19 protein-coding genes and 1 tRNA gene are annotated in these 19,617 nt (G+C 33.8%); 4 read left to right on the top strand and 16 right to left on the bottom strand.

Going from position 1 to position 19,617, the window contains the following annotated elements; translation table 11 throughout:
• Positions 1 to 75 precede the first annotated feature (75 nt).
• Positions 76 to 984, top strand: a complete 909-nt coding sequence (gene ispH, locus PND65_RS06670; protein ID WP_270458704.1) for a 4-hydroxy-3-methylbut-2-enyl diphosphate reductase — start codon at positions 76 to 78, stop codon at positions 982 to 984.
• A gap of 32 nt (positions 985 to 1,016) precedes the next feature.
• Here ispH and PND65_RS06665 read toward each other — a convergent pair whose 3' ends face one another.
• The 8 genes from PND65_RS06665 to PND65_RS06630 all read right to left on the bottom strand — a co-directional run bounded on the left by PND65_RS06665 (position 1,017) and on the right by PND65_RS06630 (position 9,122).
• Positions 1,017 to 1,640, bottom strand: coding sequence for a hypothetical protein (locus PND65_RS06665; protein ID WP_271990988.1), 624 nt, complete (start codon positions 1,638 to 1,640; stop codon positions 1,017 to 1,019).
• 106 nt (positions 1,641 to 1,746) lie between these two features.
• The gene (locus PND65_RS06660) at positions 1,747 to 2,673 is read right to left on the bottom strand and encodes a DHH family phosphoesterase (RefSeq protein WP_271990990.1); all 927 of its coding nucleotides are present in this window, start codon (positions 2,671 to 2,673) and stop codon (positions 1,747 to 1,749) included.
• On the bottom strand, positions 2,666 to 3,865 hold the full coding sequence (locus tag PND65_RS06655; protein ID WP_035401798.1) for an acetate/propionate family kinase: 1,200 nt from the start codon (positions 3,863 to 3,865) through the stop codon (positions 2,666 to 2,668). Before PND65_RS06655 ends, PND65_RS06660 begins: the two co-directional genes overlap by 8 nt.
• Positions 3,866 to 3,879: 14 nt before the next feature.
• Positions 3,880 to 4,164: a sigma factor-like helix-turn-helix DNA-binding protein gene (locus tag PND65_RS06650; RefSeq protein ID WP_015536038.1), complete on the bottom strand. Its 285-nt coding sequence runs from the start codon at positions 4,162 to 4,164 to the stop codon at positions 3,880 to 3,882.
• Positions 4,157 to 5,122 carry a signal recognition particle-docking protein FtsY gene (gene ftsY / locus PND65_RS06645; RefSeq protein ID WP_022356479.1) on the bottom strand — a complete coding sequence of 322 codons (966 nt, stop codon included), beginning with the start codon at positions 5,120 to 5,122 and terminating at the stop codon, positions 4,157 to 4,159. Before ftsY ends, PND65_RS06650 begins: the two co-directional genes overlap by 8 nt.
• Entirely contained in the window at positions 5,122 to 8,055 is a 2,934-nt protein-coding gene (locus PND65_RS06640; RefSeq protein WP_271990992.1) for an AAA family ATPase, read from the bottom strand. The genes ftsY and PND65_RS06640 overlap by 1 nt, the downstream gene beginning before the upstream one ends.
• A gap of 167 nt (positions 8,056 to 8,222) precedes the next feature.
• Positions 8,223 to 8,684 carry a hypothetical protein gene (locus PND65_RS06635; RefSeq protein WP_271990995.1) on the bottom strand — a complete coding sequence of 154 codons (462 nt, stop codon included), beginning with the start codon at positions 8,682 to 8,684 and terminating at the stop codon, positions 8,223 to 8,225.
• A 117-nt stretch (positions 8,685 to 8,801) separates the two neighbouring features.
• Positions 8,802 to 9,122: a DUF3784 domain-containing protein gene (locus tag PND65_RS06630; protein ID WP_271990997.1), complete on the bottom strand. Its 321-nt coding sequence runs from the start codon at positions 9,120 to 9,122 to the stop codon at positions 8,802 to 8,804.
• A 182-nt stretch (positions 9,123 to 9,304) separates the two neighbouring features.
• Here PND65_RS06630 and trhA point away from each other — a divergent pair, with 182 nt between their 5' ends.
• Positions 9,305 to 9,946 carry a PAQR family membrane homeostasis protein TrhA gene (gene trhA / locus PND65_RS06625; protein WP_015536041.1) on the top strand — a complete coding sequence of 214 codons (642 nt, stop codon included), beginning with the start codon at positions 9,305 to 9,307 and terminating at the stop codon, positions 9,944 to 9,946.
• 122 nt (positions 9,947 to 10,068) lie between these two features.
• Here the strand turns inward: trhA and PND65_RS06620 are convergent, their stop codons facing one another.
• Both PND65_RS06620 and PND65_RS06615 read right to left on the bottom strand, forming a co-directional pair.
• A complete protein-coding gene (locus PND65_RS06620) occupies positions 10,069 to 10,563 on the bottom strand; it encodes a hypothetical protein (RefSeq protein WP_022356475.1) in 495 nt (164 codons plus the stop codon).
• A 49-nt stretch (positions 10,564 to 10,612) separates the two neighbouring features.
• The gene (locus PND65_RS06615; protein WP_271990999.1) at positions 10,613 to 11,143 is read right to left on the bottom strand and encodes a hypothetical protein; all 531 of its coding nucleotides are present in this window, start codon (positions 11,141 to 11,143) and stop codon (positions 10,613 to 10,615) included.
• A gap of 203 nt (positions 11,144 to 11,346) precedes the next feature.
• Between PND65_RS06615 and PND65_RS06610 the strand changes: the two genes are divergently transcribed.
• A complete protein-coding gene (locus PND65_RS06610; RefSeq protein ID WP_271991001.1) occupies positions 11,347 to 12,471 on the top strand; it encodes a PTS transporter subunit EIIC in 1,125 nt (374 codons plus the stop codon).
• A 172-nt stretch (positions 12,472 to 12,643) separates the two neighbouring features.
• Here PND65_RS06610 and PND65_RS06605 read toward each other — a convergent pair.
• From PND65_RS06605 to PND65_RS06590, 4 genes are all read right to left on the bottom strand, one after another.
• Positions 12,644 to 12,728: transfer RNA gene (locus tag PND65_RS06605), tRNA-Leu, on the bottom strand.
• 53 nt (positions 12,729 to 12,781) lie between these two features.
• Positions 12,782 to 13,981, bottom strand: a complete 1,200-nt coding sequence (gene thiI, locus PND65_RS06600) for a tRNA uracil 4-sulfurtransferase ThiI (protein WP_022356472.1) — start codon at positions 13,979 to 13,981, stop codon at positions 12,782 to 12,784.
• Entirely contained in the window at positions 13,965 to 15,095 is a 1,131-nt protein-coding gene (locus PND65_RS06595; RefSeq protein ID WP_271991004.1) for a cysteine desulfurase family protein, read from the bottom strand. Before PND65_RS06595 ends, thiI begins: the two co-directional genes overlap by 17 nt.
• Position 15,096: 1 nt before the next feature.
• Complete coding sequence (locus PND65_RS06590; protein WP_271991007.1) at positions 15,097 to 16,872, bottom strand: septation ring formation regulator EzrA; 1,776 nt, start codon at positions 16,870 to 16,872, stop codon at positions 15,097 to 15,099.
• A gap of 278 nt (positions 16,873 to 17,150) precedes the next feature.
• Between PND65_RS06590 and rpsD the strand changes: the two genes are divergently transcribed.
• Positions 17,151 to 17,759 carry a 30S ribosomal protein S4 gene (rpsD, locus tag PND65_RS06585; protein ID WP_087319110.1) on the top strand — a complete coding sequence of 203 codons (609 nt, stop codon included), beginning with the start codon at positions 17,151 to 17,153 and terminating at the stop codon, positions 17,757 to 17,759.
• Positions 17,760 to 17,868: 109 nt separating this feature from the next.
• Here rpsD and PND65_RS06580 read toward each other — a convergent pair whose 3' ends face one another.
• The gene (locus PND65_RS06580) at positions 17,869 to 18,189 is read right to left on the bottom strand and encodes a single-stranded DNA-binding protein (RefSeq protein ID WP_022356469.1); all 321 of its coding nucleotides are present in this window, start codon (positions 18,187 to 18,189) and stop codon (positions 17,869 to 17,871) included.
• A 159-nt stretch (positions 18,190 to 18,348) separates the two neighbouring features.
• The gene (yfmH, locus tag PND65_RS06575) at positions 18,349 to 19,617 is read right to left on the bottom strand and encodes an EF-P 5-aminopentanol modification-associated protein YfmH (protein WP_271991010.1); all 1,269 of its coding nucleotides are present in this window, start codon (positions 19,615 to 19,617) and stop codon (positions 18,349 to 18,351) included.

The raw sequence follows: 19,617 nt of genomic DNA, 5'->3' as shown, positions 1-19,617 counted from the left end.
CATTACGCCTCCTTTTTAATTATCCCACAAACCGAATTCATTTACCAAAGAAACGAATTCATATATAATATTTACATGAAAACATTTGAAATTATTAAAGTAGATCCTCAAGGATATTGTGGCGGTGTTTTACAGGCAATTGCCATCGCAAAAAAAACCAGGCTTGAAAATCCAGACTCTAGAATAACAATTTTAGGCAATCTTGTCCACAATCAATATGTAAAAAAAGCTTTGTCTTACGATAAGTTAGATACTATTGAAGATAAAAGTAAAACAAGATTGGAACTCTTAGATCAAATTGAAGAAGGTATCGTAATTTTTACAGCTCATGGCATCAGCCAAGACGTTCGACAAAAAGCATTGAATAAAGGATTAAAGATCATTGATGCTTCCTGTCCTTTCGTCCTTCAAACACAAAAGATCATCCAACAAAAACTATCAGAAGGATTTGTGATCTTCTATATCGGCAAATATCGCCACCCTGAAGCAGAAGCCATCTATTCAACAAGTAATAAGATCTATCTTATTGAAAAAGAAGAAGACATCCCAAATGGTATTCAAGAACCAATCTTTGTGACCAATCAAACAACAATGTCAATTTTTGATATCCAGTTCCTGTTTGATGCGATCAAGCAAGCATATCCAGAGGCTGAATTTCATGATGAAATATGCAACGCAACAAGAATTCGCCAACAAGCCATCCTTGATTTAAAGGATAAGAACATTGATACTTTGATCGTCGTTGGAGATCCTTCCAGCAACAATACAAAACAATTAGCCAACATAGGAAAAAAGGCAAAAATAAAACAAGTAATACGTATCAATGATGTTAATGAACTCAATGTTGATGACCTACATGAAGCCTGGCGAATTGCCATTACAAGTGGAGCAAGCACACCAACATACCTTACAAATCAAGTCATAGAATATCTAGAAAACTATCCTTGTCAAAAACCAGAAATAAAGATACAAGACATACTTTAAAAGGCGCTAACTATAGAGTTAACGCCCCTTTTTTATTCGAATGAAATGGTCCAGATCCAATAATCTTCATCTTCTCCTATTGTACTTCTAACTTTGTCTAAATTATAGAAATCATCTAGCTCTGGTCTTACGTCCTTATCCTGTGGATAACAACGATATGCAAATACTGGTGTTTCCTTGGTTACATCTAAATCAACCGTTCCTATTTCGTCTACTTGTGAAACATAATTTACCCCATAAGTCTTTTTATTCTTTTCAATATCTATATGGTGATAAGTGCTCGCAAAGTTTTTATTAGTCATACCAAGTATGACTCGGCTTTCACATGTTCCCAAAATTGAAATTTCAATTGGTTTTGTATATTGTTGAATTTCAATTTCACTCTTATAATGACTAATCCATTCCCCATTTATATATTGATAAAATTTAAAATACATTGTTTGGATATTTTCTTTTATCTTGATATTATAGACAAAACCATTACGTCCACCACCTAATGCATATAAAAAGAATTCCTCTTTTTCTGTTTGTGGCTCATACCATTGGATCTTTGATTTTTCAATAACTTCTTCAGATTGATTAACTTCAGAAACATTATATGTTGCACAACCAACCAAAACCAAACATAAGCTAAGAAGCATCAATCCTTTTTTCATAGGAATCACCTCCTCAATTAAATTAAACCATATTAATTAAATAAATTTGTTAGCATTTCCTAAACGGTTGTTGAAATGGAAAAATTGGTCAAAAGAAAAGCGAAGACTAGCTTCGCTTTGATAATATATCAATAATTTCATGAACTTGATCCAGTGTTAGATTTTTGATACCACTGGCGCATTCATGACCACCACCATGATATTCCACAGCGACATCACGAATTGGAATCGTTCTTGAACGTAAAGAAGCACTATAGTGAATGCCATCTTCCATTTGTGTAAATAAGGCCCAAATTTCAATTTCATCAATGCCACTTAGAACATATACTTTCTCTTTAGCTTGAGAAAAAGTAAGTCCTGCTTCTTCATATTCTTTTTGATCAATGATCGCATACATAAACTTATTTGAAACAGTTGCCTGTTTACGAACAAGAGTTTCATATTGATAATCTAATAAAGAGCTATTAAAGTTAACTCTTTCTGCTTCGATCACATCCACACCTTGTGAATAAAGATACTTAGCAGCATCATAGGTTTGTTCTCTGACCGTTGAGATCGTAAAACGAATATTATCCGCAATTAGCCCTTCATAAATCAACTGGGCACTCTTCTTTGGCAGAGAAGCTTGAATATGATCAAAATATAAAGCTAACATCTCACATGTTGCACTTGCATGATCATCGATCCATTCTTGATCACAGAATGATTCAACTTGAACATGATGATCGATTCGGCATGTTTGTTTACAAAGAGTAAATCTTTGATCATCTACACGAGATGCATTGGATGTATCTAAAATAATTCCTAAAGAACCTTTTAAAACATCTTCCGTCACTTCATCCATTTGAAACCCTAGTTTATCCGACAGAGAATTGTTCTGACCTAAACAATATATCTGTTTTTGAGGATAACGATTCTTTAGCCATAAAGAAAATCCTAATTGAGAACCCAGAGCATCCATATCTGGAAACACATGGCGAAATAATACGATGGTTGAATGTTGTTCAATTAAATCGATTAGCCAATTAGGCATTGTTTACCAAGTCCTTATAAGCATCACGTGCAATCATTAATTCTTCATTTGTAGGAATCAACCATACTTGCATCTTGCTGGCATCACTAGATAGTTTTGCTTCTTTTCCACGAATGCCTTCATTTAATTCAACAGGAACATCTACACCAAAAACTTTTAAACCATCGCAAATCTTTTGGCGCATTTTCCAATCATTTTCTCCGATACCACCAGCAAATACGATAGCATCAGCGCCACCCATTAATCCATAATATCCACTTACAGTTTCAACGATTCTTGAAACATACATTTTCTGAGTAAGAATGGCTCTTTCATTTCCTTCATCTGCTGCTTTTTCAACATCACGTCCATCGCTGGAAATACCGCTAATTCCTAACATACCTGATTTTTTATTCAAGATGTTATCTACTTCATCTGGTGTATAACCATATTTTTTCTGAAGATAGATAACGATAGCTGGATCGATGTCTCCACTGCGAGTTCCCATCATGATTCCTGATAAAGGTGTAAATCCCATAGATGTTTTAAATGATTTACCATTCTTAACAGCTGTAATGCTGGCACCATTACCTAGATGGCAAGTGATAATATTCATTTCTTCAACAGGTTTGTTTAAGATTTCAGCCAATCGATATGTTAGATACATGTGACTTGTTCCGTGCATACCATAACGACGAATTTTGTCTTTTGTATAATATTCGTATGGAATCGGATAGATGTAGTTTTCTTCAGGCATGCTTTGATGGAAAGCTGTATCAAACACAAAAGTATGTGAACAGTTTGGCAAAGCTTTCTTAAATGAAAAATATCCTGTTAGACCAGCTGGGTTGTGCAGTGGAGCTAATTCGCTGCATTCTTCTATCTTATCTACAACATCCTGACTTGCTGGTACAGATTTAGCATAATACTCACCAGCATGAACCATACGATGTCCGATGGCTTTGATATCATCCAAACTGTTTACGACCTTGTGTTCGATCAAAGCATTGATCAAATGTTCTACGGCTTGTGCATGATCCTCAATATCCTGTACAGTCTCAAACTTTTCTCCATTTACTTTCATTCCAAAGATTGAATCTTTTAAACCGATTCGCTCAACGTTTCCCTGTGCCAAGACTTCTTCTTCTGGCATCTTGAAGACCTGGAACTTCAAAGATGAACTTCCTGCATTAACACTCATTACAATAGACATTTTCTTTTTTCCTCCTATAATATCTCCTGTATTTTTTCCAAAAGGATCGAATCATCCTTAATTAATTCAAAAACTTGATTTCGATGTTCGATGTAATGGATACAGTCTTCATATTTCTGTAACGCATTGCATCCTTTATGTACCGCATCCAATACGGCAGCACGAGAAATAGAAAGTTCTTCGCTGATTTCTGCATAGGAGAAGTCTTCCTGAAAATACAATTGAAGGATCTCCTGTTGACGTTTTGTCAGTAAAGAGCCATATATATCATAAAGTTCATTATAATAAACTTTATTCATCCGAATCCATACCTTTCGTGATTCCCATCAAGAAAGCATTGATATCAAAACTTTTTAGATCTTCCGGTTTTTCACCTAAACCCAAGAAGCGAACTGGTAAATGTAACAAATCTCGAATAGCCAAGACTACTCCACCCTTTGCGGTACCATCCATTTTGGTCAGGACGATTCCACTTACATCTGTAGCCTCTAAAAAGATTTTTGCCTGTGAAATACCATTCTGTCCAGTTGTCGCATCAAGAACAAGCCATACTTCATGAGGTCCACCTTCAATTTCTTTTGAAACGACACGACGCATCTTAGAAAGTTCATTCATTAAGTTTGTCTTATTTTGTAAACGACCGGCTGTATCACAAATCAAGATATCAACGTTATGTTCCTTGGCATAACGACAACCATCCACGATCACACTGCTTGGATCTTGATTTGGTTTTCCTTTAATACATGGAACGCCTAATCGATTTGCCCATGTATCAATTTGATCAATAGCGCCAGCCCTAAAAGTATCGGCAGCCACCACAGCTACTGATTTTTGTTGTTGAAGATAGTGACGGATCAATTTAGCCGAAGTTGTTGTTTTCCCTGATCCATTAACACCAACCATTAAGATAACTGTAGGACCATCTTCGTTATAATTGATTGGCGCATCCTGTTCTTCATCATAAAAATCATAAAGAATACTAATCAAATAATCCTCCATTGAATCATAGTTCTTCAAATCTTTGGCATTGGATTCAAACGCATCTACGATTTTTTGAGCAGTATGAATACCAACATCGCTTTCCAATAGTATCACCATGATTTCTTCTAATAATTCATCATTGATTCCATGAAAATTATTAGATAGAGCTCTTAATCTATCACCAAAGCTTTTCTTTGAACGATCAAGCCCACTCAAATATTTGTCTTTATCTTCATTTTTAATAAATGCTTCTTTAATCTTCTGAAAGAAAGCCATTATTGTTCTGCCTCCTTGTCTGTATAATGGATCGCATCTTTCAATTGTACACGCAACAGTTTAGATACACCATCTTTTTGCATGGTTACACCATACAAAGTATCACATTGTTCCATAGTTCCTGGCCTATGTGTTACCACAATAAATTGAGACTGACCACGATAATGTGATAAATACTTCGCAAATCGTTCAACATTAGCCTGGTCTAATGCCGCTTCCACCTCATCGAAAATACACAATGGTATTGTTCTTGCCTTTAATATCGCAAACAAGACACTGATTGCGATCAAAGCTTTTTCTCCACCCGAGAACGCCTGAATGTTTTTAACAAGCTTGCCTGGTGGCTGGACATCAATATCAATACCAGTATTCAAGATATCATCTGGATCCACCATGGAAAGTTTTGCCTTACCTCCACCAAACATAGATTTAAAGATTCCATCCAGTTCTGCATTGATCTTATCAAACATATCTTTGAATTGCGTGATCATTGTTTGATCCATTTCATCAATAGCCGCTAAGATCTGTTCACTGGCTTTTTCCAAATCTTCTTTTTGACTTGTCATGAAATCAAAGCGTTCCTTGATTTCTTCATATTCTTTTGGTGCATCAAGGTTAACATTTCCTAATTTATTAATTTCCTGACGTAAGAATAAAACTCTTTCTTTGGCCTGTTCAATATCGATATCTTCTTTTTGCGATTTCGCATTTTCATAGGTCATTTGATAATCAGTATTTAAACGCATCAATGCGTTTTCTAAATACGTTTGTTGTTGAGTAAGCTTTAATTCATCTTGATGAATCTCGCTTTGTAAAGAACTCATTTCACGTCTTGTCAAACGCACTTGATTTTCCATTTCTTCGACCTGATTGCCCTTATTAAAACGTTTTTGACGAAGAGATTGCATATTTGATGTAATTTCATCAATACGTGCATGCATCTTAGACATCAAAACGACAATTTCATCTTCAACAAATTCTTTAGACTCATCTAATTCTACACCTAACTGATTCAGTTCAGCTGCATAGTCATCATACTTTTGTTTTTTTGTAGCCAATATATTTTCTAATTTAGCTTGTTCAATTTGTAAATGGACACATGTATCCGTTTCATCATCAAGGCGAGTATTTAATACACGCATTTCCTCTTTTAAAGTATCTACCTTTAATTTCTGACCATCAATTTGAGACTGAATCGATTCAATTTGAGAACGAATGGTCATTGGAGTCGTCTGATTTTTGGTAATACCACCTGTCATACTACCACCCGTATGAACAATATCGCCATCTAAAGTTACGACTTTAATTTGATAATTTAACATTTTGGCAGCTTCGTTGGCATTTTCCAATGTATCAATTACCAATACATTTCCCAACAGACGATCTCTTAGATCCCCATATTTTTCATCGCAGTCTACTAAATTGCATGCCCAATCGATAAATCCATTACAATTTGAAGCAATGAGTTGTTGATTATTTGAAGCAAAACGAGGTTTACATACAGTCATTGGTAAGAACGTTGCACGCCCACTACGATTTTTCTTAAGAAAGCGAATGGCTTCTCGTGCAGATCTTTCATCTATTGTGACAATATTATAAACACTACCGCCTAAAGCCGCATTGATCGCATTTGCCATATTATTATGCGCCTTCAGCAATTCACTGATAACCCCTTCGATCCCAGATAAAGAACGTCTGGCACTCATAATGGCTCGTACACCAGCTTGATGCTGGAATGGCTGTTTGGCAAGATTTTCCAAGATTTGTTTTTGATTTAACAACTGTTGATATACATCATTAGCCTGTCGAAATTCATACTCTGCTCTTTGTGTTTTTGATTTTAAATCATTCATGCTCTTAGTATGAAGTTCTAATTCAGCCTTTTGTTTATCAAAACGAGCTTTACGATCAAAATACTCAAAGCGAGCTTCATCTACTAATGTTTTTAACTGTTCTTTTCGTTTAGCATTATCTGCCATAGACATCGCATATTTACGTTTTTCATCCAGTTCGACCTTCCGTTTTTCCAACTGGTAACTTTCTTCCATAGCTTTTGTATATTCGCCTTGAAGCTCATTGATTTGTTTATCTAAAGCATACATCTCTTTTCTTAGATCCATGATATCCAGATCTTGTTTAGATAAAGATGCTTCTTTTGAAGTATAGATCGTTTTGTTTTCAAACAAAGATTTCTGTAATTTTTCTATTTGTGAATTTAAAGATTCAATTTCTTCCGCAAGAACACTAATTTCTATTTTAGAAAGTTCTTCTCTTAATTTAAGAAATTTTTCAGCTTTCTTAGCTTGTCTTGATAATGGCGTTAATTGTCTTTCTAATTCATCTAAGATATCTTGTAAACGATCTAAATTCTCTTTTGTTTGATTTAATTTATTTAAAGAAATTTTCTTACGCTTTTTATACTTAGATACACCCGCTGCCTCTTCAAATAATAAACGTCTATCTTCTGGTTTGGCATCCGCAAAAGAAGAGATATTCCCCTGTGTGATGATACTCAATGAATCTCTTCCCAATCCTGTATCCATTACCAGATCTGTTATATCTTTTAAACGGCACGGTGTTTTATTGATAAAATAACTAGCCTCATTGGTAGAACGCTGTAATTGACGAGTTATTTCAATTTCCTCAAATGGAGAATCAAATACTTTTGTAGAATTATCAAACACAAGAGTAACTTTCGCCATATTTACAGGTTTACGATATTCACTACCAGAGAAAATAATATCTGCCATTGAGCTACCTGAACGAAGTGATTTAACACTTTGTTCACCAAGTACCCATCGTATCGCATCGTTAACATTGCTCTTACCACAACCATTTGGTCCAACGATACCAGTAATATCATTTTCAAATTGAATGATCGTCTTATCGGCAAAACTCTTGAATCCTTGAAGTTCGATTCTTTTTAAAAACATGGATTCACCTCATTCTAAACCACTAAACATTATAGCAAGAAACCCTCTTTTTTAGAATATGTAGCCACAAAAATTAACACTCTTCTAAACTTTATCAACAAAGTTCAAAAGAAAAGAAGAAGAATTTCAATCCTTCTTCTAATTTAAACATATATCTTAAAACTCAGTCATTCATCTGTTTGCTCTGTAGAAAGACTTTTATCTGTTTTCCCTTTTCGAAAATATGCCAAACCTATTCCTATTATAACAAAATAAGCTGGTAAAAAATCAATCTCAGAAATGATTATTGAAATTATATTTACGTATGTTGGCCATGGAAGAGTCCATTGAAGTAAAGGAATCATGCACCAAGGCATCATAAAAATTGTATATGAGATCAATAACACTACAAATACTATGAATATTTTAAAACTCGTTTTTTGAAGTCCTAGAAATCGAATTAAAGACCATCCTAAACACAAAGAACAGAACGGCATTACAAACGGTCGATTTACCCATAACAAATACCCAAGTTGATATGATGTTTGCATTTGTCGAAGTTGTATATATTCTAAAATATCAAATAATGGCAAAGCTAAGGCAAAAACAAGAACAAGAATTAAATATAAAGTACGATGCTGTTGTTTCATGAATATTCCTCCCTTCAAAATTAGCTCTAAATTTTTTACAACAAATAAATAATGAACCCTGTTAGATAGATTTCATTATATAGTAAATAAAATCAACCTTTTATAGACGGTTGCATACTAAAATTTATCTCGGTTAAATTTTATCTCTGCATGTACAAAGAGAAACATTCCTATAACGAAACCAACAGCTAGAACAAGAATGCCATATGATACATTTGTAAAGTAATTGATTAACCACATAAAAATGAAACTTAGGCCAACGATTATCAGTGCCACACCTATTTCTGCACAATATATTTTTCTATCTTGATCTTTTACTCTTTTATAATGGTACCTACGAATTAAAGAAATCTTTTGTTTTTTCCAAATTAAGTATCCACATACAATTAAAATTGATCCTAGAGATATATTCATAATTAATGTAAATAACCATTCCATAGAATTATCTCACCATCATTCAATATTATTATATAATAACGCTATATAAAAATAAATCATCGCAAGAGATGCAACAAAAAAATAGTTTTAATATGTCATCGTTTGATAATCAAATCTTTTTTTTAATAGTTGAAAAAGTTAACAATTAAGCCTATAGTATACCTATGAAAAAAAGTAAAAGTATGAAATACACATATCCATTACGCTTTTCTGAAGAAGTTGGTAACTCAATCAGTCATGGTGTAATGGGTCTATTATTGTTGTTTACCTTGCCATATTATTCTATATACGCATATCTAAAAGGTGGTCCAAAATTCGCAACTGGAATCGCAATTTACTTTATTTGCCTTATCTTCATGTTCATGGTTTCATGCCTGTATCATGCTATGAAACATGAAAGTATGCATAAATATGTGTTTAGAAAACTCGATCACATTATGATCCTTCTTGCGATTGCCGGAACATATACACCTATTTGCTTAACTTTAATGGATGATTTTACTGGAATTATAATCCTTGTCATTGAATGGATCATGGTTTTATTTGGTATTTTATTAAAATCAATTGCAAAGAACAGTCATCCAATTTTATCAATGGTCATTTATATGGTTATGGGATGGCTTGCGATTTTTGTAATTCCTGTATTGATTCAAAAAAGTTCACCAATCTTCTTAGGACTTATTATTGCAGGAGGTGTTCTTTATACGATTGGTGTGTTCTTTTATTCCAAACCACAAAAATATATGTTTCACTTTACCTGGCACATTTTTATTGTTCTTGCATCGATTTGTCATTTAATCGCAATCTTATATTTCATGATTTAATCTATTAAAAAGATGGATATCAAAATTGACTAGATATCCATCTTTTATATTTTCGAATTTTTTATTTGCGAACAATCATTTTATCTTAAACACATAGACATCAATATTTAATCATTGACCATCTATTCCAAATCTTCCATCAATTGTGAGTAAAATTCATAGGTCTGTTCATCGCCTTTTTTATTTAATAAAATATATGAATCTTTTGTCTTGATTGCAATATATGAACATTGATTCCAAAATATATATACTTTGCAATTGCCAAACAACTCACTATACCCTTCTCCTGCTGCAAATTCTCTAGTATCAACACCTCTTGAAGATGCTACATTTTCCTTCATAATTTGGCTTCTAGGTATTTTTTTATGTGGTTTTATTGGTCCTCTAACTTTAGTAGAATCGTATAATAAAACATCATTTTCAATATATTCTATTTCTTTTACTTCATCTAATTGTATTACCTCTTCTAAATTGTATCCTTCTTCTTTAATCACAATTTCATCGTTACCATATTCAATTTGAATCGTTTGCAATGAAGTAAAATAGAAAATGCAAATAAGTGCAATACCTATACCTAGTCCAAAAATAATACATGGTATTAAATAAGCCTTTTTCATATTTCCTCCAACAACATTTATAAAGATTTATCATTTACGTACAGAATAATTAATCAATCTGATTTATAGATGATCTTATTTTATCATAGAATTGTTTTGTTGCTTCTTCTGTTTCCAAATTAAAAATAAATTTTTCATTCTCTTTATCCGTATAAACATAAATATAATTCTTAACGACATAAGTTATATAAGCTCTACATTTCGGCACGGATAAAAGAGTCGTATCGTCATCTGTGATATTAAAAGCTGCATCACCAGAATAATAAATACCATTATCCCATCTATATCCATTTGCAGATAAATCGAGTTCTACATCTTCAAAATATTTAATACTTTTAATATCGTTAAATCGAATAATTTCATCTTTTTTAAAGATTAGACTATTCGCACTTATTGTTGCTTGAACTGGAGGATTATCAAAGCGAGCAAGAGCCATGTCAAAACATATAAAAGTTAAGATTGCACACAAAATAACAATAATTCGTCTTTTCTTTTGTTTTATGAATACTTGACAAAAAAATATAATTATTACAATCAAAACAGAGAAAAATATAGTTAATTGAGTATGAGTTATTGGCATTTTAATCACCTCATGAAGTTTTTAATACATTAGTATTTAATTCTATTATACCCTTGATTTTTATCTAACAATAAATTTTCAAACAAAAATTTTGGTATTATCTTTGTTTCAAAAAAAATTTTAAAGTATATACAAATATTAAAAGATATATCTTGTTAAAAACAAAAATACTCTGCTATACTTTCAGTAAGGAGATATTGCTTATGATCAATAAATGTAAACACGGAGTTTCTATTTTCTTAGATGTACTCTCTTCTTGTTTAATGCCATTAATTCCTATGTTAATTGCTGCCTCAATGTTTAAAACACTTGCAGCTATTTTAGGCCCTGATATGTTACACTGGGTATCCGATAAAGACGCTTTATACATTTTATTAACTTTTACCGGAGATGCTGGATTTTATTTTTTTCCGATCATGATTGGATATACGGCAGCGAAACATTTTAATTGTAATGTCATTCTTGGAATGTTTATCGGCGCCATCATGCTGCATCCAACTTTTGTACAAATGGCCGAAAACAAAACGAATTTTAATGTCTATGGAATCCCTTGTCATGTGCAAAATTATTCTTCAACAATTATTCCCATCTTATTATCTGTTTTTGTATTCTCGTACATTGAAAAATTCTTTAATAAATATATTCCTCAATCTTTATCGGCTATTTTCTCTCCCACTTTATCAATTGCCTTGATTTTACCAATAGCTCTATGCGTTTTAGGTCCCCTAGGTTCCATTATAGGAGAATATATAAACTACAGTTTAATTACGTTAGGAAATTTGGGTGGATTGGCTACAATTCTTTGTACAGCCTTAATTGCTGCTTTTTGGGAATATATTGTCATGGCCGGCATGCATTGGCTTTTCATTACAACAATATTCATGATATTAGCGCAAGAAGGTGTTGAAACAATGATTGCTCCATCGGTTTTGTTAGCTGCATTTACTGTAGGAGGAATGTGTTTTGGAACTTTACTTAGACTGAAAGAAAAAAAAGAAAAATCTTTAGCTGTCTCATATATTATTGCACAAATGATTGGAGGTGTTACAGAACCTGGATTATATGGAATTGGTGTAAAATACAAACGACCTTTTATAGGAATGATGTGCGGTGGATTTGTTGCTGGTTTATTCGCATCCATCGTTGGATTACAAGTATATAACTTTTTACCGGTTGCTAGTTTTTTGGCGCTTTTAAGTTTCGTCGGAGGCAGCACCTTAAATCTTATTTATGCCATCATCGGTGCAATCATTGCTTTTATAGTTTCCGCATTAGTAACATATATCTTAGATATTAGAGAAAATGAAAATATACAAATTAAAGAATAATACCATTCAAGAATAATTATATTTATCTATAGAACACATTTTGTAATGCCTCTAATTTAAAATTCCATTATATATAATAAATTCGTATATAAAAAAGCCCAAATACTTCAATACATATTTGAGCTTTAATAATAATTTACACTAATATTCTTAAATGTTCTTTATTCAATAATGGTGAGGCCGATGAGACTTGAACTCACACGGGATACCCCACTACCCCCTCAAAGTAGCGTGTCTGCCTATTCCACCACGGCCTCATTACCCGAATATTCTACAATAAGAAAGAAAAAAATAAAAGAAAAAAAGAAGATTAGAAGAGTTCTTCCTCTGTCTTATCTTCTTTTTTAGGATGGATCCAAATAGATTCAACATTTTCAATACAGTCATTGACCATGGTTTCAAAATCAAAACGATCTTCATATTTTTTACAACGATCAATCTTTGGCTTTGTAACAGGATTTTTTGGTGTAAAGATAGTACAACAATCTTCATAAGGTAAAATTGATGTTTCATATGTTCCTATTTTTTTCGCAAGATCAATAATTTCTACCTTATCCATACATACAACAGGACGAATAATTGGTGTGCTCGTTACTTCGTTGATTGCCTGCATGCTCTCAAGTGTTTGGCTGGCTACCTGACCAATAGATTCTCCGGTTGCGATTGCCTGAGCATGACGTTTTTCAGCCAGTCCTGTTGCGATACGCATCATCATTCTACGCATCAATGTAATCGCATAACTCTCATCTGCATGTTGATAGATTGCCAGCTGGAGATTGGTAAAAGGTACAACATGAACTAGCAGATCGCCCTGATATCCACAAATCTGCTGAGCAAGTTCCATGACTTTATCCTGTGCATTTTGTGATGTATATGGTGGAGAAGCATAATGAATGCATTCGATATGCGTCCCACGTTTCATCATCAAATAACTTGCAACAGGAGAATCAATACCTCCACTTAATAAAACCATTGCCTTTCCGCCTACACCAACCGGATATCCTCCAGCCCCTTCAATACGGTCTGTCATAATATAGGCAGCATCTTTATGAACTTCTACAACAACTTTAACATCTGGATTATGTACATCCACTTTCCAATTGCTATTCTTTAAAATTGCTGTTGCGACCAAACGATTCATTTGATCTGAAATAATTGGGAAAGTTTTATCACTTCTTCTAGCTGCTACTTTAAAAGTTTTGCAAGCATCTAAATCCTGCGAATCAAGACAAGCCTGAATGATTTCATCCATATCTGGTTTTGTTTTGATCGCAAGTGAGAAAGAAGAAATACCAAATACCTTTTTTAATACTTCACTTACTTGTTCGGCATTTTCATCATGAAGGTAAATATACATACGATCATGCTGGCGTTCAAATTCTAGAGTTTCAAAAGACTTTAATGCTTTTTTTACATTAACCATTAACTGTTTGATAAAACTGTTTCGATTTTTTCCTTTTAAACTTAACTCGCCATAACGAATCAAGATATGATCATAACGATAATCCATATTCTTTTACTATCTCCTTACATGCTTTGATAAACTGTTTTGCTTCTTCTAATGTGTTGTTCTTATCAAAAGATAAGCGAATCATATGGGTAGCACTCTTTTGAGACTTGTTCATAGCTAATAAAACACTGCTGGCATTGCTTGAATGCGATGAACATGTACTTTTAGCCGAGACACAGATTCCTTTTTGATCTAAAGCATTTAACAATACTTCACTTGTAATCATATCCAATGAAATATTTAGTATATAAGGAATCGCATCATCTGGCGAATTGATTTGTGTATTAGGAATCTTCATGATTTCTTTTCGAATGTATTCATTGATTTCTTTAACATGTTTATATCCAGCTTCCTGTTCTTCTAGTGCTAAGCGAATTGTTTTTGCCAAGACAATATTAGCTGGAGCATTTTCAGTACCGCCACGTAACCCTTGTTCCTGCTGGCCACCTTGAATCAAAGGTACCAATTGAATCTTATTTTTCTTCATCAATAAAGCGCTACCTTTTAATCCATGGATCTTGTGCGCAGAAATCGTAGCCATATCCAAAATTTCAAAAGGAACATCAATCTTCGAAAAACTTTGAACACAATCCACATGAAATGCACAAATAGGATTTAAGTGTACGATCTTTTCAATCTCTTTGATTGGGTTGATTGATCCAACTTCATTATTTACATGCATGATCGATACCAGAATTGTATCTTTACGCATGTGATTTTTAACGGTTTCAGGTGTAACGATTCCCTGCTCGTTAATCTTCAACTCCTCAATTTCAAAACCAAAGCGCTTCAAAAACTCCATTGAATGTGCGACACTTGCATGCTCCACATTGCTAGTAAGAATATGATGGCCTCGATGTTCATTTGCCAAAGCATAGCCAATGATAGCTAAAGAATTGGATTCACTAGCACATCCTGTAAAAATAATTTCAGAAGGATTTACATGCAAAAGCTGTGCGATATTCGCACGGCTTTTTTCTAATAATTGATGTGATCTACGCCCTAAAGCATGAAGACTATCTGGGTTTCCATATGTATCTTTTAAAAGTTTTGTATATACATCAAGGACCTCTGGGCGCACAGAGGTCGTTGAAGAATTGTCAAAATAAATCATATTACTGAGCCACATTCATGACCGCAGGATCTTTGCGGGCAACAAGTTTTTCATAAACACCAGGATGCATATTCTCAATTGACTGGATCGCAATTTTTAATGCTCTAGTATATTCACCATTCTGAAAACACAATTCAGCACGTGTTAAATCGGAGTCAATTGCCGGATGAGATGAACGGAATCTATTACCAAATACAATTGCATTTTCAACCATGATTGCAACACCGATCAAATTATTAGCATTGTTGTAAAGACGATAAACAAAATCAATCGCATCCTGTAAATCAGCATTTAAAGTTTGAACATCTAATGGTGAATGTTCAAGTACAACACGTACACGAGAAATCAAGCGTTCCCCCTCTTTAATATCTTCATTAAAAGAAGAAGAAATACTTGGTAAATGACGTGTCATGGCGCTTAAACGAACTTCATTTAAGATCAACTGTAATTTGATCAATTGTTTCTTTGCTCTTGATTCATCACTAGAAGCTCCCACAAGTTTTTGTTTCATGTCTTTGACCTGAGCATGGAACTCTTCAACTTCTTGTGTGTATTCACGATACTGATGAACTAATTCAACACTAGTCTGTTCATCATTCTTTAATAAATTAACAATTGAATCACGCTTTTTCTTTAAAGATGTTAGTTGTTCATTCGCTAACATGAAGCGTTGTGTCCAATCTTCCAATCCAAAGCGATCTTTAATGTTTGTATACAAATTAACGATTTCTTTTAATTCTACTTCAATCTGATCAACAACACTTAATGTTTCTTCTAGATTTCCATGAATTTCATCATATGCATGCTTCTCATTTAAGATATCATCCTGCAAAGCAAGGATATGATCTCCGATTTCATTAAGCGCATCACTTGCCTGATCAAAATTTCCAGTATCCAATAAAGATATAGTTTTTTCCAATGCATTTTCAATCGCATTGATTTTTTGCTCTGGTTCAAGATAGCTCAAATCAATTTTTTCAAGCTCCATCTGTTTCATAGTTGCCTTTACTTCTTCTAAGGCACGTGGCAAGACCACTTTTGCCTTCTCATAATATCCTGGGCAGGCAGCAATCTTAGAGCTGATATCATCTACCATCTTGGAAATTTTTTCCTGTTCCTCTTTTGCCTTATTGAACTCACTGGCAAACATCCATTCTTCAAAGTTTGAGAATTCGTCTTCAATCACATTCAATGCATTATCAATATATTCTGCAGCACTGTAATAAGAAGAACGATTATCATTGTAAACTTTTTTAACATTACCATAGCGTTCTTTTAAAGCATTGGCCTGTTCACGAACTTCCGTTTCTTTTTTCAAAATATGATCCAGAGATTGAGTTACAATTCGAATTCTTTCTTTTGTTTCATCAATCACTGTTTCTAATTCATCCATAGAACGCATTGCCTTTTTAATTCTATGTCCTGCTAGATAATCATCTGCTTCAGTAAACAATGTTTCACAATCAACCACACTGTCTACACATGTCTTATATTTTGGAGTTAAATTTTTAACACGTTCCATTATATCATCATTGACTCTTGCAAAAGCTGAAGCTTTATTGAACTTATATTGTAATGAATTGTTGCGAATTTCATTAACTTCCAGTTCTAGATCATTGATACGTTTGTTTGCCTTACGAGAACGAATTGTTCTTGTGATGATCCAAATCAAAATCAGTAATAATATGGCAATAGAAATATAAATTAACATTTCAGTTGATAAGTGCGATGTAACCACTGAAACGATTGAATTGAAAAAGTTAACAACGCTTTCCATAGTGCACCTCCCGCATACCGAGTCTATTATAGCAAAACTTATTCATTCTTGCACTAAAATTTAATTCAAGTTCTTGATTTTGCGTTTTTGCTCTGTTATGATACTAGAGCATAAATTGATAGCAGCATACAAAGCTATGGAAAATGCGTTACAAGCCACTAGGCGATACGAGTAAACAAAGAGCTGATTGTAAGAAAGTATCTTTTGTAACACAAGCTATAGTGATTTGTACTGTTATTGTTTTATGAAGCATAAAACAATAGGAGGAAAAGAATTTTATGTCAAGAAACACAGGAAGTACTTGGAAAAAGTCACGTCGTCTTGGTTTCTCAATCCTTGAAACAGGTGAAGAACTAACTCGTCGTAATTATGTTCCAGGACAGCATGGTAATGCACGTCGTGCAAAACTAACTAACTACGGTCTTCAGTTGCAGGAAAAACAACGTATCCGTCACACTTACCAGTTAAGTGAAAAACAGTTCTACAACACTTATATCAAAGCTAGCAAGCGTCCAGGACCTTCTGGCGACAACTTGTTAGTAATGTTAGAATCTCGTTTGGATAACCTTGTTTATCGCATGGGATTTGCCCGTACTCGTCGTGGAGCACGTCAGCTGGTGAACCATGGTCATATCTTAGTTAACGGAAAGAAAGTAGATATCCCAAGTTATCAGGTTAAACCTGGAACCGTTATCGAAGTTCGTGAACGCGATAAAAACATGTCAGTTGTTGCAGAAGCTTTAGAAGCTGCTACTACTCGAGTTGCATTCGTTGAAGTTGATGCAGAAAACAAAAAAGGAACTTATGTTCGTTATCCAGAACGTAACGAATTATTCACTGCTCAGCCAATCAATGAATTGTTGGTAGTTGAGTTCTATAACCGTTAATACTTGAATAAAATCACAAAGAAAGCTTGGATCAAACCAAGCTTTTTTTGTATGTCAAAATTAAAATAAAAAGTCTGTTTAAAACAGACTCTTTATCAAGATCCTATCGTTACTTCTTAAAGGCTTGAATAAAACCAACATTTTCCGCTATAAATGTATAAAATCGATAAGTTTTTTCGGATTTTTGGATCACTCTGGTTGCGATACGTCCTTTAACACTGATCCAAGCCCCTACTTCGGCAACATGGCAGATTGTTTCAGCTAATCCTCTCCAAACTTCAACCGTGATATAGTCGTTCTCAAATTCCCCTTCACTGTTGGAAAAGGGGCGGATCACCTTTAATTCAACTTCACACGTTTTCAATCCGGTGCTTGTTTCTTTTAAGACAGGAAGCCTTTCAATCTGACCTACTATACAAAACACATTCATATACTACCTCCGGTATGGTCGATAAACCATATTATCACCTGCCTTCAGCAGTATCTTATCGATTCTATTTTTCTATAACAAATCTCCTATCTTCTCTAAAATCTCATTTTAACCCTTATTTAGAGAAGTTTTTTTTACTCTAAATCACAAAGAATGAACTTATTTAGAGGATTTAGACTCATTTGGTAAGATTTCAATAATTGAACGATAAGAAAAATCCATATGGGAACACAAATCCTCAATCACACTTGGATCCATTTCTTTTACCAGTTCTAAAGATTTCAAATAATCGTAGTTTTCAAAATGCGCACGCATCATTTCAATCGCCAATGAATCAAAACTGTCCAAACTACGAATATTTTGTGAAATCAATTTTGTTGATAAAGCATGATAGATAGATGGATCAATTGGTTCTTTTATCTTTTTAACAAGCATATCAACAAGATCGATAAATTCCTGCACCTTATAGGTTTGAGCCACAAAAATAACATAGCCATGATCTACATTAAAATCACATTCCGCAAACGCTACCTGTGAAATGATCTGCTCATCCATCCAGGTTTGATATTCTGGGTTCAAAGGACCAAACAAAGAGTCCATTCGCATCTGCAAGGCAATATCCAAACGCATTGCATCCTTGATCGTATCCACAGGATTTAATTTATAGGCAACACAAACATATGGCATCGTGATATCCATGTATTCAATGCTCTCTTTTAAAACAACTTCTTTTGGCTCTTCTGGCATGATACGAGCAATATCTCCCTGAATCTTAGAAGCAACACCTTTTTGATGCTCAATAACAAAATCCATGATCTTATTGATATCTTTGCCTGTAACACCTACTAAAGTAAGTCTAGACGGATCATAATTCATTTGATAGAACTGAGTCAGTATTTCTGGGGTCATATTTGAAATATCGTCCTTGTTTCCAAGAATATCAATTTTCAAAGGATGCTTATGATAAAGTGCACGCCATGTATTCATCAAAAGTCTTTGTTCGGGATTTTGTTCATACATATTGTATTCACTAAGGATGATTCCTTTTTCCTTTTCAACACTTTGTTGATCAATATCTAAATTCTCAACAAAATCTAATAATAAAGCCAAAGGCTTTTCAATATCAGATGTAGTTTGAAAATAATAAGCAGTCTCTGTATATGAAGTAAAAGCATTTGTCTGTGCCTGCATCTTGGCAAAATCCTGGGTCACATCTCTTTGATTCAACCGAAACATCTGATGTTCTAAAAAATGAGCACAACCACTGGAATGTTTTACGATTTCATCCTGATTTTTTTGGACCACATCAAACCCACCGGCTGGTACACCTAACATAAAAAGCGATTTAACATAATCCGGCTTTTGAATCAAGATCACATGCAAAGAGTTATCTAAAGTTTTATTCAATATATTCATATTGTACTTCAT

The sequence above is a fragment of the Faecalitalea cylindroides genome (genome assembly GCF_028321995.1).
GTDB lineage: Bacteria > Bacillota_I > Bacilli_A > Erysipelotrichales > Erysipelotrichaceae > Faecalitalea > Faecalitalea cylindroides.
Note: the sequence above shows the minus strand (reverse complement) of the source record. Positions and strands in the feature narration are given on the sequence as shown.

Excerpts from the sequence above, each read along its gene's own strand:
- ispH (WP_270458704.1), top strand. The coding sequence starts at position 76 with ATGAAAACATTTGAAATTATTAAAGTAGATCCTCAAGGATATTGTGGC.
- PND65_RS06665 (WP_271990988.1), bottom strand. The coding sequence starts at position 1,640 with ATGAAAAAAGGATTGATGCTTCTTAGCTTATGTTTGGTTTTGGTTGGT.
- PND65_RS06660 (WP_271990990.1), bottom strand. The coding sequence starts at position 2,673 with ATGCCTAATTGGCTAATCGATTTAATTGAACAACATTCAACCATCGTA.
- PND65_RS06655 (WP_035401798.1), bottom strand. The coding sequence starts at position 3,865 with ATGTCTATTGTAATGAGTGTTAATGCAGGAAGTTCATCTTTGAAGTTC.
- PND65_RS06650 (WP_015536038.1), bottom strand. The coding sequence starts at position 4,164 with ATGAATAAAGTTTATTATAATGAACTTTATGATATATATGGCTCTTTA.
- ftsY (WP_022356479.1), bottom strand. The coding sequence starts at position 5,122 with ATGGCTTTCTTTCAGAAGATTAAAGAAGCATTTATTAAAAATGAAGAT.
- PND65_RS06640 (WP_271990992.1), bottom strand. The coding sequence starts at position 8,055 with ATGTTTTTAAAAAGAATCGAACTTCAAGGATTCAAGAGTTTTGCCGAT.
- PND65_RS06635 (WP_271990995.1), bottom strand. The coding sequence starts at position 8,684 with ATGAAACAACAGCATCGTACTTTATATTTAATTCTTGTTCTTGTTTTT.
- PND65_RS06630 (WP_271990997.1), bottom strand. The coding sequence starts at position 9,122 with ATGGAATGGTTATTTACATTAATTATGAATATATCTCTAGGATCAATT.
- trhA (WP_015536041.1), top strand. The coding sequence starts at position 9,305 with ATGAAATACACATATCCATTACGCTTTTCTGAAGAAGTTGGTAACTCA.
- PND65_RS06620 (WP_022356475.1), bottom strand. The coding sequence starts at position 10,563 with ATGAAAAAGGCTTATTTAATACCATGTATTATTTTTGGACTAGGTATA.
- PND65_RS06615 (WP_271990999.1), bottom strand. The coding sequence starts at position 11,143 with ATGCCAATAACTCATACTCAATTAACTATATTTTTCTCTGTTTTGATT.
- PND65_RS06610 (WP_271991001.1), top strand. The coding sequence starts at position 11,347 with ATGATCAATAAATGTAAACACGGAGTTTCTATTTTCTTAGATGTACTC.
- thiI (WP_022356472.1), bottom strand. The coding sequence starts at position 13,981 with ATGGATTATCGTTATGATCATATCTTGATTCGTTATGGCGAGTTAAGT.
- PND65_RS06595 (WP_271991004.1), bottom strand. The coding sequence starts at position 15,095 with ATGATTTATTTTGACAATTCTTCAACGACCTCTGTGCGCCCAGAGGTC.
- PND65_RS06590 (WP_271991007.1), bottom strand. The coding sequence starts at position 16,872 with ATGGAAAGCGTTGTTAACTTTTTCAATTCAATCGTTTCAGTGGTTACA.
- rpsD (WP_087319110.1), top strand. The coding sequence starts at position 17,151 with ATGTCAAGAAACACAGGAAGTACTTGGAAAAAGTCACGTCGTCTTGGT.
- PND65_RS06580 (WP_022356469.1), bottom strand. The coding sequence starts at position 18,189 with ATGAATGTGTTTTGTATAGTAGGTCAGATTGAAAGGCTTCCTGTCTTA.
- yfmH (WP_271991010.1), bottom strand. The coding sequence starts at position 19,617 with ATGAAGTACAATATGAATATATTGAATAAAACTTTAGATAACTCTTTG.